The sequence below is a fragment of the Paenimyroides aestuarii genome, from assembly GCF_024628805.1.
Lineage (GTDB): Bacteria > Bacteroidota > Bacteroidia > Flavobacteriales > Flavobacteriaceae > Flavobacterium > Flavobacterium aestuarii_A.
The window spans coordinates 996,398-1,010,185 of the sequence record NZ_CP102382.1; the positions used below are offsets into that span (position 1 = coordinate 996,398).

Here is a 13,788-nt window from a genome sequence, read left to right on the forward strand (position 1 = left end):
AATGAAGTTTATAAAACTGCTTGTTTTTTTGTGCGCTTTTAACCAACTATGGGCACAAGAGCAGTATGCTACAAAAAATATACGCACGGTGCGTGAACTTGAATCTGTGTTAACATATACCGTGGCTTTTGACCGCAATGGTTATACCTGGCTGGCTACCGACAATGGAATTTATAAATTTAATGGTACATACTACAAACATTTTTCTATGAAAGACGGTTTGCCCACCAATGATATCTTTTATATTAAAATTGATTCTGAAGATCGCATTTGGCTTACCGGCTATTTCAAGGGTTTATATTATATTAAAAAAGACCGAATTTTTAAAGTGGAAAATGCAAATATACAAAGTGCATATTATGAATTTACCAAACAAGATACTTTATTTTTTTCAGAGCATCTGAAAAATGGTCGCTACTTTTTAACCAATCAACATTTTGAAATCAAAAGATACCCAGATAAAGAAAACCTTGTTTTGGTTAATTACCACCATGCATTGCAGGCTTATGTATTTAAAAATGCGGCAACAAATGAATTTTATCTATTAAATGATCAAAAAAAGGTGTTAAAGAAGTTTGCATCCAATGAACGGTATTATTCGCTACTTTCTAATCCATTCTCCATTAATTTTGTAAATATACACCAAAATCAACAAGAAAATTATACGGCTACAAAACGGTTTCCTTTTGAAATACAAAATTTTACATTTCAAAAATCACAACCAATCTTTGCAGGTATAGCTGGATTCAATTCAAAACGGGTGCAATTGCTTTCTGCAAAAAACGATGATGTTTATAAAATATACAGTAATGCTGACAGAAAATGCATCGTTTTTGAAAAAGGTATCTATAACGAAGTTTTATCGCAAAAAATTTCTTCATTACCCTACAATTTTGAAACTATTGAAAGTATCAGCATTGATAAATATGAGAATTTTTGGATTATTTTTAAAGGAAATACCGTTCAATTCATTCCAAAATCGTTTTTTAAAATTAAACAATACAGTTATAATCAGCTGTTAGGAGATCATAATTACCATATTAAATCGGCGTTTTTGTATGAGCATTCGCTAATTGCATTAACAAGTACAAATGAGGTGTTCCAAATTGATTTTACAAATAAATCTACAAAATTGCATACGTTTAATGATAAAACATCTGCTATCTATCGTTCGGGTAACCAATTGATTGCGGTGCAAACAAACAAAATTGCTTATTATAAAATTCAAGAAAATTCGCTGGAATTTTTGGGCATTCAAGACCGATTAATTCCCCATAAAAGAACAGGAGGTATTAGAGATAGTTATTTTAAAAACGGCGATATATATGCAATTCAGAAAAATATTATACAAAACAATACTTCGAAAAGTTTGTACGAAATAAAGGCCGATTTGCGCTTTAATAATATTTTGGTGACCGATAATCAATCGGTGGTTGTTTCAAACGAAGAACAATTAGGTATTTATCATCTAAACAATAAACAATTTGTAGCATCGCATTCCATAAAATTTACCAATACCATTAATCATATCAACGATTTAATTTTGGTAGGTACACATTCAAATGGTTTGCTTTTGATAACGCAAAATTTTAAAATTTTACAAAATTTACTTCCTAATGACAACATCTATAAAATTATCAAAGATTCTGTATCAAACCAGCTATTTGTGGTAACCAATGCCGGATTATATGTTTATAATTACAACAATAAAAAATTACATTTAACGAGGATAATACCATTGGATAGTGGTATTATAAAAGGTAAAATTAATGATATTCTTTCCGATAGCAAAAACCTTTATATCATTACGCAGCAAGGAATTACAACAATAGCAAAAGATTTCATCAATATAAAAATTTCGGGTGAAATAGAAATTAATCATATCACCGTTAATGACCATAAAATCAATAATTTAGAATCCTTATTTTTAAAAAGAAATCAAAATAATATAAGCATTCAAACTTCTATAAAAACAATGAATAATACCGCTGATTTTGTGAAGTATTATTCCTTATCAAGAAATAATCAACCAGATGATTGGAAAATATTTACCGAAAATGAATTATTTTTTAAAGAACTAGCTCCGGGTACATATACTTTTAAAGCCTATAGTCAATCTTACAGTGATAAAACAAAAAATAGTAAGAGCTTTCAATTTACAATAAAACCGTATTTTTGGGAAACAACTTTCTTTAAAATACTTGTATTTATCGCAGTTATTTTATTAACCATTTTGGTGTTGTATATCATTCGATCAAAACGTGCTAAAGACTTTAACATTCGTTTAAAACTTATAAATTTAGAAATGAAAGCCTTACGCGCACAAATGAACCCTCATTTCATTTTTAATACTTTAAATAATATGCAGAGCAGTGTGTTGTTTGACGATGAAATTAAAGTGAATAACTACTTTGCGAAATTTGCAAAATTACTACGCTCTACGCTTGATATTGTAAATAAAGAACACATAACCTTGGCCGATGAAATGGCTTATATCAATTCGTATATTGCTATTGAAAATTTGAAAACCAACCAGCCAATAAATCTCACTTATACAATTGATGAATCCATTGATACTACCACAACAAAAGTACCTGTGATGCTGTTACAGCCATTTGTAGAAAATGCAGTAATTCATGGCTTGTCGGATATAAACGATGACAAACAATTAAAAATTACTATAAAAAAACAAACAGATGCAATCATCATTGCCATTACAGACAATGGAGTAGGGAGGAACGCAAATAAAAACACAGACCATTCCACCTTACACACCTCCTATGCAACAAAAATCGTTCAAAACAGGTTACAATTATACAAAGATTTGTTTAAAAAAGAATTCTCATGCGAAATTGTTGATTTGGTCGATGCCAACAACCAGCCACTAGGTACCAAAGTAATTCTTAACATTGCCATTATTGATTCATTTAATGTACATAATATTTTTAAATAACTGATTGATAGTATTTTAAATAGTATGATATATTTCAAGATAAATAAGTGTTCATAACCGCCATTTGTATATTCATAACTTGTGTTGATAACTGTGAATAACTTTAGATAACTATTTATTTACAATTTCATAAAAAATGGTAAGGCATAATTTTTATCAACAATACCAAAAAAATTATTGAAAATAGTACACGCTTCATTGACAAATGAAACACAGTTATCAACACTTATTAACCATAAAAATTATTAATATTTTTAGTTAACAAGAAGTATTCTATTTCAACAAAAAATAGAAATTTATTTGATTTTTAAGCCATTAGAAGGGTAGGGCAGTGTTAACAACTTTTCATAACTCACATTTACTGTGTTTTCTTTAAAAACTTATGCTATATATTAACAAGCATAATAAAGAAGAAAGTTTTTTTAAAATTTTAAAAATTTATTTCTTTTTATAATATAGTATTGTTGAAAACCAAAAAGGGTATAGCTGATTTATAAGCGATAATTAGCTTATTTATTATTTAAATTATTGATTATCAATATATTAAATATTTTAATACAATATTGTATCCTCTTTTTTTAGTTTCGTTGTACCTTTGCAAGTATTTTAAACGTTAATAATGGTTATATTTAATTACGAAACCGATTTTCAGTTAGAAAACGAGCAACAATATGAAGATTGGATTGATGCCATAATTGAATCGGAAGGTAAAGAAGCCGGTGAAATTAATTACATTTTTTGTGACGATGCGTATTTGCACAACATCAATATGCAGTACCTAAATCACGATACTTTAACAGATATTATTAGTTTCGATTATTGTATTGGCGACTTAATTTCTGGTGATATTTTTATATCAATGGAGCGCGTAGAAGAGAATGCAAAAGAATACGAGGTATCTCTCCAAAACGAACTACTTCGAGTGATGGCTCATGGTGTTTTGCATTACTGCGGATACAAAGATAAAACAGATAAAGAAGCCGAATTAATGAGTATAAAAGAACAAGAAAAAATTAATATGTTCCACGTGGAACAATAATTTTTTTATTTATTAATTAAATGTTTCACGTGGAACAATGAGTATATTTCAAGATAAATATGATGTGATTGTGGTTGGAGCTGGGCATGCGGGTTCAGAAGCTGCTGCCGCTGCTGCAAACATGGGAATGAAGACGCTTTTGATAACAATGAGTCTTCAGAATATTGCACAAATGAGTTGTAATCCTGCAATGGGTGGAATTGCAAAAGGACAAATTGTTCGTGAAATCGATGCAATGGGTGGTTACTCTGGAATTGTATCTGATCAATCGGCTATTCAATTTAAAATGTTGAACGTTTCCAAAGGACCTGCTATGTGGTCGCCAAGATGTCAAAGCGATCGTATGTTGTTTGCAGAAACCTGGCGCTTGATGTTAGAAGGAACTCCGAATTTAGATTTTTACCAAGAAATGGTTTCCGGAATTTTGATAGAAAATCATAAAATAGTAGGTGTAAAAACAAGCCTTGGAATTGAAATAAAATCAAAAACTGTTATCCTTACAAATGGTACTTTTTTAAACGGTTTAATTCATATCGGAGATAAACAGTTTGGAGGTGGTAGGGCAGGAGAGAGTGCCTCTTTTGGAATTACTGAAGATTTAATAAAAGTAGGTTTTGAAGCTGGAAGAATGAAAACCGGAACACCGCCTCGCGTAGATGGACGATCGTTAGATTATTCTAAAATGGAAGAACAGCCAGGTGATGAAAATCCGCAAAAGTTTTCGTATTCAGATAAAACAAAACCGCTTACCAAACAACGCTCTTGTTATATGACTTATACTTCGCCAGAAGTACATGATTTGTTACGGGAAGGTTTTGATCGTTCGCCTATGTTTAACGGTAGAATTAAAAGTTTAGGTCCGCGTTATTGTCCTTCTATTGAAGATAAAATCAATCGTTTTGCAGATAAAGATCGTCACCAATTATTTGTGGAGCCTGAGGGTTGGAACACAGTAGAAGTGTATGTAAACGGCTTTTCTACTTCGTTACCAGAAGATGTGCAGTTTAATGCCTTGCGGTCTGTGGTTGGTTTTGAAAAGGTGAAGTTTTTCCGTCCGGGTTATGCGATTGAATACGATTATTTTCCGCCAACACAATTGAAACATACCTTAGAAACAAAGTTAGTGGAAGGTTTGTTTTTTGCAGGTCAAATAAACGGAACTACAGGTTATGAAGAAGCAGCAGCACAAGGCTTAATGGCAGGTATAAATGCTGCTTTAAAAGTGCAAGAAAAAGCACCTTTAATTTTGAAAAGAAACGAAGCATATATTGGGGTTTTAATTGATGATTTAATTACAAAGGGAACAGAAGAACCATACCGAATGTTTACATCACGTGCGGAATATAGAACACTTTTACGCCAAGATAACGCAGATTTTAGATTAACTCCAAAAGCATTTGAAATTGGTTTAGCAGGTGAAGATCGATTAAAAAGAATGGAATACAAAAAAGAATCATCCGATCATTTCGTTCAGTTTTTTAAAGAAACATCTGTGCAGCCGAAAGAAGCAAATCCTATTTTAGAAATAAAAGGAAGCGAACCAATGAAGCAACCCGATAAAATGTTTAAGGTTTTTTCACGTCCGCAAATAACTGATGAAGATATATTGCGATTTGAAAAAGTGAAGCAATACATCTGCGAAAATGATTTAGATAAAGAGATTGTTGATCAATCAATTATTCAAGTGAAATATTCTGGTTATATCGAAAAGGAAAAAAACAATGCTGATAAACTCAATAGATTAGAAGATGTGCGTATTCCGGAACATTTCGATTATGATAAAATCAAATCCATGTCTTATGAAGCAAAAGAGAAATTGAAAAAGATTCGTCCGGTTACTATTTCGCAAGCATCGCGTATTAGTGGTGTAGCACCGTCTGATATTTCTATTTTATTAATACACATGGGCAGATAATTTAACGTTCCACGTGAAACAAAACACCTTTGCAAAGGTGTTTTGTGTTTTATATATTCGCACTATGAAAAACAAAACCATTAAAGATTACAGTATAACCAAAGAAGATTTTGAGTTGATCTATCATAAAAAATATGATATGTATCAAACAAAATTTTCGGCATTTGACCAGTTGGGAGCATATTATAAAAGTGAGAATTATATTTCACACACCGACGGTAAAAGAAATTGGTTTGAAAAAATGTATCAGTTGGTAAAAAATCATACCATAAAAAGTAAATGGAACTTAATAAGTAATGTTACCAATCGGTCATACCTAAATGTATTAGATATTGGATGCGGTACGGGTGATTTTTTAAAATATGGTATTCAAAAATTAGCAGTTAATGGAGTAGGAGTAGAACCCAACAAAACAGCGCGTGGTATTGCACAATCTAAAAAAATGGATGTGTTTATTTCCATTGATGAAATGCCTGCTGAAAAATTTGATGTGATTACACTATGGCATGTGCTGGAACATGTAACTGATTTGAATGTATATTTTCAATTTTTTAAAGAACATTTAAACAAATATGGAACACTGATAATTGCTGTTCCAAATTTTAAATCGTATGATGCAAAACATTATAAACAACATTGGGCAGCTTGGGACGTACCCAGACATCTTTGGCATTTTAGTAAAACATCCATAAAACAATTAGCCGAAGAACATCAATTCAAATTAATACATATAAAACCTATGTATTTTGATAGTTTTTATGTTTCATTATTATCGGAAGAATACAAAACAGGATCCAAAAACCTTATAAAAGCATTTTGTATCGGTTTACTGTCTAATTTAAAGGGATTTTTCTCTAAAGAGTATTCTTCGCACATTTATATTCTTAAAAAATAATTTTAAATAGGTTATTTTAAAAGATGTTTATGTAAAATGTGTCTTTATATTCCAATTTTGTAAAAGAGGCTTAAATCGAATATTTTAAATGTATTTTTTATAATTAAAAATAATTGATTTTTATATTTGCATATAAATTTTCTATAATTAAACAAATTCGATAATTTTAAATACTTTTGTTGAAATTTTATTTTCAATAGAAATTAAAAAATAATTAAGTAATATGAAAAAAATAATGATGTTGGCTGTTGTAGCACTTAGTGTTGTGGCTTGTAACAAAGAAACGGCAGAAACAGCGAATTCAGAAAAAGCAACAGCGGAAAAAGTGGCTTTAAAAACAGCTTATATCGATACGGAAGTTTTAATGAAAGATTACCAAGAATTCAAAGATTTCGAGGTAAAGTTTAAAACCATGTCCGAAAAAATGAAGAATGAATTAGACAGTGATGCACGTAAATTTCAAAACGATGTGTTGGATCTTCAGAAAAATGCCCAATCAAAAGGTATGGAATGGGCACAAAAACGCCAAGCAGAATTAGAACGCCGTCAGCAAACTTTAACAGAGAAAGAACAAAACTATATGAAAAAGTTCCAAGAAGAAAGTGCTGTGGAACGCGATTCAATGGTTTCTAAAATGAAAAAATTCATTAAAGATTACGGCAAAGAAAAAGGTTACGACTATATTTATGGAACAGGCGATGCAGCATCGGTTCTTTATGCAAAAGAAGAATATGATTTAACCAAAGAAATATTAGCATTGTTACACAAACAATACGAAGAAAAAACCGGTAAAAAAGTAGAGGCTAAAGAAGAAACTACTACCACTGAAACTAAAAAAGAAGCGGATAAGAAGTAATAGTTTAGAATATTTAAAAAGCCTGGAAGTGAAACTTCCAGGCTTTTTTTTGCTTTTAAAAGCTACGTTCAAGCAGAAACAAGCATTTTAAAACGGTGCTTTGTCTTTCATCTTTTAAAGATAGATTTAGGGAAGTTGTAAAATGGAATTTATCAGTTATTTCAATACTAAACTTCGCCATACATCATTTGGATCTATTTCTACACACTTCCCGCTTTTAATATTTTCTTCGGCTTTCTTTATTTTTTGAACAAATTCAGCATTGTATCCACTTTTTGTATCCGAAACAATTTCAATACCTTTGTGTTCTTTAGAAAAAAATTCAATTAAATTTTTTAATGCTTTGCCAGCTTTTGTACGTTCGTTTATTTTTATGGTTATAGTTGTCATTAGTTTTGTATTTTAGTAAAAAAAAATTACAAAAAATTGTCGCACGTTCCAATATATCAGCATTTTAGTTAAATTAGTACTTATGACACCTGAAGCAGAATTAGTTTTACAATACATACAGCATACCAACCGAAATGTTTTTTTAACTGGAAAAGCAGGAACTGGTAAAACCACTTTGCTCAAAAAAATTCTTGCCACCACACACAAAAGCACAGTTGTAGTGGCACCAACTGGTATTGCGGCTTTAAATGCGGGCGGGGTAACCATTCACTCGTTTTTTCAGTTGCCTTTTTCATCCTATATTCCTACTACCGATTTTAAAAATAACAACAATGGGCTGTATTTTGAAACCAAACAAACTATTACCCGCCATTTTAAAATGCAAGAATCAAAGCAGTCTATTATCAAAAGTTTAGAGTTGCTGGTGATTGATGAAGTGTCTATGTTGCGAGCTGATGTGTTAGATGCCATGAACGAATTATTGCAGTTTGTTCGCAGGTCATCGTTGCCTTTTGGTGGCGTTCAGGTATTGTTTATAGGCGATTTGTGGCAATTGCCGCCTGTTGTGAAGCCAAACGAATGGGAAACTCTAAGGCATTTTTACCAAGGTATTTATTTTTTCAACGCCTGGGTCATGCAAACAGAACCTCCTGTTTATGTGGAACTTAAAAAGATTTACCGCCAAGACGATGCCGATTTTATTCGGTTGCTGAATAATTTTAGAACAAACAACATCACTCCTGCCGATTATGAGGTTTTGGCAAAACAAGTTGATGAACATTTCGACACCAACAAAAACAAAGGTTATATCACACTTACCACACACAACCGAAAAGCCGATGAAATAAATGAGCAACAACTGCGCCATATTAAAACACAAGAATTTGTTTTCTTGCCTGAAATTATTGGCGATTTTCCCGAAAAACTATTTCCGTTAGAACCCGAATTGGTGCTGAAAAAAGGCGCACAAGTGATGTTTGTAAAAAACGATTTAAGTTTTGAAAAACGCTATTACAACGGAAAAATCGGAACGGTGTTTTTTGTGTCTGAAAACGAAATAGAGGTTTTTTTGCCCGAAGATAATGTCAAAATTACGGTTGAAAAATACGAATGGCAAAATGTGCGTTATGTGCTCAATGAACAAACCAAAGAAATCGAAGAAGAAGTTTTAGGAACATTTGTGCAATATCCTTTGAAACTGGCTTGGGCCATAACGGTGCATAAATCGCAAGGATTAACATTTGATAAAGCAGTGCTTGATATCAACGATGTGTTTATGAGTGGGCAAGCTTATGTGGCATTGTCGCGTTTGCGCAGTTTAGATGGTTTGGTTCTATCAAAACCAGTTGCAATCCGCCAAATTTTGGCCGATGAAAACATTCTGTCTTTCACCCAAAAGAATGCAGCTATTCGGCAGGAAGATCAATTATTGCAAGCCAAATTAGAATATTTATGGCAACAAGTATCCGAAACATTCAATTGGCAGCAAGCACATGATGATTTTTATAAATGGATTGCTACTTGGATTCCCGAAAAAAAATCGACCCGAAAAATTTATCGCGCTTGGGCAGAAAAACAAGAACGTTTGCTGTTGCATCTCAAAAAAGTGGGATTGCAATTTTTACAAGAACTACACGCTATTTTTACCGATACCGATTTTAGAACCGATCATTTGGTGCAGCGTTTTTCCAAAGCATATACCTATTTTTATCCAAAATTGGATGAATTGGGATACGACACGCTTTTTGTGTTGGAACAAGCAAAGAAAAAGAAAGGTTTTGTACTTTTTGTGGAACAATTACGAGTATTTGAGGAGCAACATATAAAAATGGTTTTAAAGTTGCTTAAAACGAATAAAATGATTGAATTGTTTGGCAAGCAAATGGATTTCTCAACCGATAATCTAAAGCAAACAAATGCCGTTTCATACCGATTGAATCATTTAACGGCGATTAAGGAAATTTTGCGCACCCAAATGTTAGATGTTACAGAGGAAGATGCTATAGATGATGATTTAAAACAAATTGAAAAACCTACTAAAACCACTACAATAGACAAAACGTTTGAGCTTTTTCAACAAAGATTAACCGTGAGCCAAATTGCCGATAAACGCAAACTTTCTGTTGCAACCATTTATCAACATGTGGGCAAATTAATAGCAGCGAATAAAATAGCAATCAGCGAAGTATTGTCAAAAAAGAAAATAGCAGAATTGCAAAAATTATTCAGTGGGAATGAAGATAAAACCTTAACCGAAATTAAAGCCGATGCTCCTGAATCAATTACTTGGGAAGATTTGCGTATTTATAAAGCTTCTCTACAAGTGAAGAACTGATAGGCAGTGGAATATAATTTTACTGAAATGCAGGTTTTTTTACAAAGGAAGTTTTATTAAAATCATATGATATAAATATAAAGTATTAAATATCAGATTATTATTAGCTTATTTTCTTATTTTACGATATTGATTAAAATGCTGCCAGTTTTTAAATCTTGCAGCATTTTTTTATTTACGAATACTGTTTACAAGAGGTATAAAAATTCATTTCATAATCAATTGATCTAAATAAATGGAAAATGAGCAGCGAATTTAGAATGGAACTTGGTTTAACTGGTAGAAATTATAAAGCAGTTAATCAACCCTACGAAGTCTTGAAGCATCGAACTATTTTTAAGCATCATCCAAAACAGAAGGCTTCCTTCGAAGTCATCAAATGTTAAAAAAATGAATTAAATATGTTAAATTTTTTAACGTGTCAGTGATTTTATATTTTATGAAAATGACACAAATAACTGAATTTTAATACATTAAAATTTTTATCAAGCGCAATTGTTAATTTTTCTACTGAATTATGTATAAAAATCTATCAAAAATTTATGATAATTGATGCAACGAAACAGAAAATTATATACTATATTTATGTTATTTATATCATATTTATTACTATTCATGTTAAAATATAAAAAATTGTTATAAACAATCTCATAATCAATATCATAAAAAGGAATAAATAATTAAGTCGCTGGTGAATTATTTTTAATTTATATATTTGTGCATTAGAAACCACATGGCATACACGCTAATTGCAAAACCACTCACCAAGTGTATATTTTAGAAAAATAATTAAAAAGATAGCGATAAAAGAATGTATTGATAAAAAAATAGTCGTATATTTTAAGAATTAAATATCTAAGAGTTTATTAAGAGTAAGAATGTAATTAAAAAGATTATTTTGAAAGAACAAAAAGTTGATGAATTAAATTTTACAACCGGTAGTTTTAAATACAGAAAAACGGTTCATTATACGCTGGTTGTAAGTGTGATTTTTTTTCAGATACTATTGCTTGTAATTGTTTACAATGAAATTTTTAACGAACCAAAGCTGGAAGAGTTAGAAGCCGAAATTCATATTTCTGAACAAGCCAAGCAATTCAGTGACCGCACAAAAAGCGATTATATTGCAGCGCAGTTTAATTTACAACAGTATCTTCAAACCAAAGATGAACAATATTTGGTGAAGTATAATGATGCATTAGACAGCTTAAATAAAAACATTCAAAATTTAGTAAAAACAACCGATAAAAGTGCGGGATTTTCTATGTATTTGCGCAAAGATAAAAACCCAAAGTTATCAGTAGAAAACATCAATTCAAAGATCGATTCGCTTCGAAAGATTGAGATTCAGCCAAGTATCGATTTTAGAGCAGAAGCGTTTAAACTAAACAGTATTCAATTCAAAGATGTAATTGATAGTTTAAATGTGGAAACCAGTGTTTCTGTTGATAGCGTAGAGCGCAAAGGATTGTTTAAGCGTTTAGGAAATGCAATTTCCGGAGAAGTAGATGTGCAAAAAGAAAAATCGAACGTGGTGTTAACCCTTCGTCATGGGAAAAAAGTAAGTTCAGGTAGCATTGAAGAGCAAATAGAGAATTTGTTCCAATCAACCAATGAATATTATCAAAAGGAATTTGAAAATTACAAGCGCAAATTGGCCGCTGTAAACCGTAAAAATTCTAAAAACGATACTAATTTTTTTAATGCCAATACCGAGTTGCTCACATACAGCAATATGTTGCTCACCAAATACAATGATGCATTGGTATCGTTTACCAACGACGCCCGCAAAAAATTTCAAGAGCAATACCACGCCAATAAAAAAATTAGAAATTACGCCGTAATTGGATTGATTTTTTTAATGGTGCTTATTTCTATTTTGTTGGCATTTTTAACCCGATTAGCATTTGGTTATGAAAAAAGGTTAGAACAAGCAAAACAAAAAATTCAGCAAAACTTGAATTTTAAAAACCGTATCGTGGGAATGATCAGTCATGAAATACGTTCGCCATTAAACATTATTTCTATTTACACGCGCGGAATTAGCAGACAAGTGCAAGATGAAGACGTAAAAGAATCATTAAAATCAATCGAAGCCACCACACAATCACTGTCGTTAATGGCGAATCAAATTTTAGAATTTTCAAAAAATGAAAACAAAAAGCTAACATTAAACAAAACCACATTCAATCTAAAAACAGAATTAGATGAAATATTAAAATCGTTAGCACATTTTGTGAGCAATAATGGTAATAAATTAGTAATTAACAATTCCATTTCCCACGATGTGATGCTGCACTCCGATAGTGTGAAAATACATCAGTTGTTCTACAACATTATAGGAAATGCGAATAAATTCACCAAAAAGGGCGAAATAGTTGCAAACGTAGCTATAGAAAAAATAGATGAACACACACAAAATTTAAAAGTATCCATTAAAGACAATGGAGCAGGTATCAGCGAAAAAGATTTAAAACATATATTTGAAAGTTACCATCAAGGCAAAATAGCTGCAGATGTTCAGAATTTAGGAGCAGGTTTGGGATTGAATTTGTGCAAAGAAATAGTGGAATTATTCCAAGGAAAAATTTCTGTAACCAGTAAACCCAACACCGAAACCGTAGTAACATTCAATTTAATTCTAGATACACAAAAGAAAGAATCAAAACAATAGGGCTAATCATAGAAAACATTTAGAAAAAAATGAAAAATAATGTAAAGAATTACAAAATCATAACAGCTGATGACCACAGTGTGGTTACAAAATCGCTTGGTTTCATATTGAAAGATATGTACAGCAATGCAGAGGTTTATGAGTTAGACAATCTTAGCGAGGTAATGAAAAAGATAGAATCAACAAGCATAGATTTGTTGATATTAGACGTGTCATTTCCCGACGGAAATTCTTTAAATTTAATTCCTACCTTGCGAAAGCTGCAACCACATTTAAAAATATTAATATTTTCTGGTCACGACGAAGACATCTATGCCGTTCGTTATGTGCAAGCCGGCGCAAGTGGGTATTTAAACAAATTAAGCAACGAAGCCGAAATTCAAAACGCCATTCATACCGTGATGAATTCGGGAAAATATTTTAGTAAATACATCCAAGAAAAAATCACCGACAGTTACCTCTTCAGAAAGCCCATAAACCCTATGGATCAACTCTCAAACCGCGAGTTGGAAATAGCCCGTTTAATGGTTGAAGGATACGGTAATTTAGAAATTTGCGCAGCATTAGATTTGCAAAAATCAACAGTGAGCACTTACAAAACCCGCATCTTTGAAAAACTAGATGTAGAAAACCTATCCGACCTTATACAACTATTCAGCCTTTATAAAGAAGTTTAAAAAACCTTAAAATCCGCTTTTAAAAGCGGATTTTTTTTAGAACAAATTCTACTG

Annotated in this window: 9 protein-coding genes; 8 read left to right on the forward strand and 1 reads right to left on the reverse strand. The window is 31.5% G+C overall.

The window, feature by feature from the left end:
- Position 1 precedes the first annotated feature (1 nt).
- The 5 genes from NPX36_RS04780 to NPX36_RS04800 all read left to right on the forward strand — a co-directional run bounded on the left by NPX36_RS04780 (position 2) and on the right by NPX36_RS04800 (position 7,658).
- A complete protein-coding gene (locus tag NPX36_RS04780) occupies positions 2 to 2,953 on the forward strand; it encodes a sensor histidine kinase (RefSeq protein ID WP_257500274.1) in 2,952 nt (983 codons plus the stop codon).
- Positions 2,954 to 3,572: 619 nt separating this feature from the next.
- Positions 3,573 to 3,992 (forward strand): rRNA maturation RNase YbeY, encoded by a 420-nt coding sequence (gene ybeY / locus NPX36_RS04785; RefSeq protein WP_257500275.1) that lies wholly within the window; start codon positions 3,573 to 3,575, stop codon positions 3,990 to 3,992.
- Between the two features lie 37 nt (positions 3,993 to 4,029).
- Positions 4,030 to 5,907: a tRNA uridine-5-carboxymethylaminomethyl(34) synthesis enzyme MnmG gene (gene mnmG, locus NPX36_RS04790; protein WP_257500276.1), complete on the forward strand. Its 1,878-nt coding sequence runs from the start codon at positions 4,030 to 4,032 to the stop codon at positions 5,905 to 5,907.
- A gap of 64 nt (positions 5,908 to 5,971) precedes the next feature.
- Positions 5,972 to 6,802 carry a class I SAM-dependent methyltransferase gene (locus NPX36_RS04795; RefSeq protein WP_257500277.1) on the forward strand — a complete coding sequence of 277 codons (831 nt, stop codon included), beginning with the start codon at positions 5,972 to 5,974 and terminating at the stop codon, positions 6,800 to 6,802.
- A gap of 223 nt (positions 6,803 to 7,025) precedes the next feature.
- Complete coding sequence (locus NPX36_RS04800; RefSeq protein ID WP_257500278.1) at positions 7,026 to 7,658, forward strand: OmpH family outer membrane protein; 633 nt, start codon at positions 7,026 to 7,028, stop codon at positions 7,656 to 7,658.
- Positions 7,659 to 7,814: 156 nt separating this feature from the next.
- Here NPX36_RS04800 and NPX36_RS04805 read toward each other — a convergent pair whose 3' ends face one another.
- On the reverse strand, positions 7,815 to 8,048 hold the full coding sequence (locus NPX36_RS04805; RefSeq protein WP_257500279.1) for a DUF2683 family protein: 234 nt from the start codon (positions 8,046 to 8,048) through the stop codon (positions 7,815 to 7,817).
- A gap of 82 nt (positions 8,049 to 8,130) precedes the next feature.
- Between NPX36_RS04805 and NPX36_RS04810 the strand changes: the two genes are divergently transcribed.
- From NPX36_RS04810 to NPX36_RS04820, 3 genes are all read left to right on the forward strand, one after another.
- Entirely contained in the window at positions 8,131 to 10,383 is a 2,253-nt protein-coding gene (locus NPX36_RS04810; protein ID WP_257500280.1) for a helix-turn-helix domain-containing protein, read from the forward strand.
- A gap of 898 nt (positions 10,384 to 11,281) precedes the next feature.
- Entirely contained in the window at positions 11,282 to 13,057 is a 1,776-nt protein-coding gene (locus NPX36_RS04815; protein WP_257500281.1) for a sensor histidine kinase, read from the forward strand.
- Positions 13,058 to 13,086: 29 nt separating this feature from the next.
- A complete protein-coding gene (locus NPX36_RS04820; RefSeq protein WP_257500282.1) occupies positions 13,087 to 13,734 on the forward strand; it encodes a response regulator transcription factor in 648 nt (215 codons plus the stop codon).
- Positions 13,735 to 13,788 lie beyond the last annotated feature (54 nt).

Bases quoted from the DNA above. Each gene is read 5' to 3' on its own strand.
- NPX36_RS04780 (WP_257500274.1), top strand. From the start codon at position 2: ATGAAGTTTATAAAACTGCTTGTTTTTTTGTGCGCTTTTAACCAACTA.
- ybeY (WP_257500275.1), top strand. From the start codon at position 3,573: ATGGTTATATTTAATTACGAAACCGATTTTCAGTTAGAAAACGAGCAA.
- mnmG (WP_257500276.1), top strand. From the start codon at position 4,030: ATGAGTATATTTCAAGATAAATATGATGTGATTGTGGTTGGAGCTGGG.
- NPX36_RS04795 (WP_257500277.1), top strand. From the start codon at position 5,972: ATGAAAAACAAAACCATTAAAGATTACAGTATAACCAAAGAAGATTTT.
- NPX36_RS04800 (WP_257500278.1), top strand. From the start codon at position 7,026: ATGAAAAAAATAATGATGTTGGCTGTTGTAGCACTTAGTGTTGTGGCT.
- NPX36_RS04805 (WP_257500279.1), bottom strand. From the start codon at position 8,048: ATGACAACTATAACCATAAAAATAAACGAACGTACAAAAGCTGGCAAA.
- NPX36_RS04810 (WP_257500280.1), top strand. From the start codon at position 8,131: ATGACACCTGAAGCAGAATTAGTTTTACAATACATACAGCATACCAAC.
- NPX36_RS04820 (WP_257500282.1), top strand. From the start codon at position 13,087: ATGAAAAATAATGTAAAGAATTACAAAATCATAACAGCTGATGACCAC.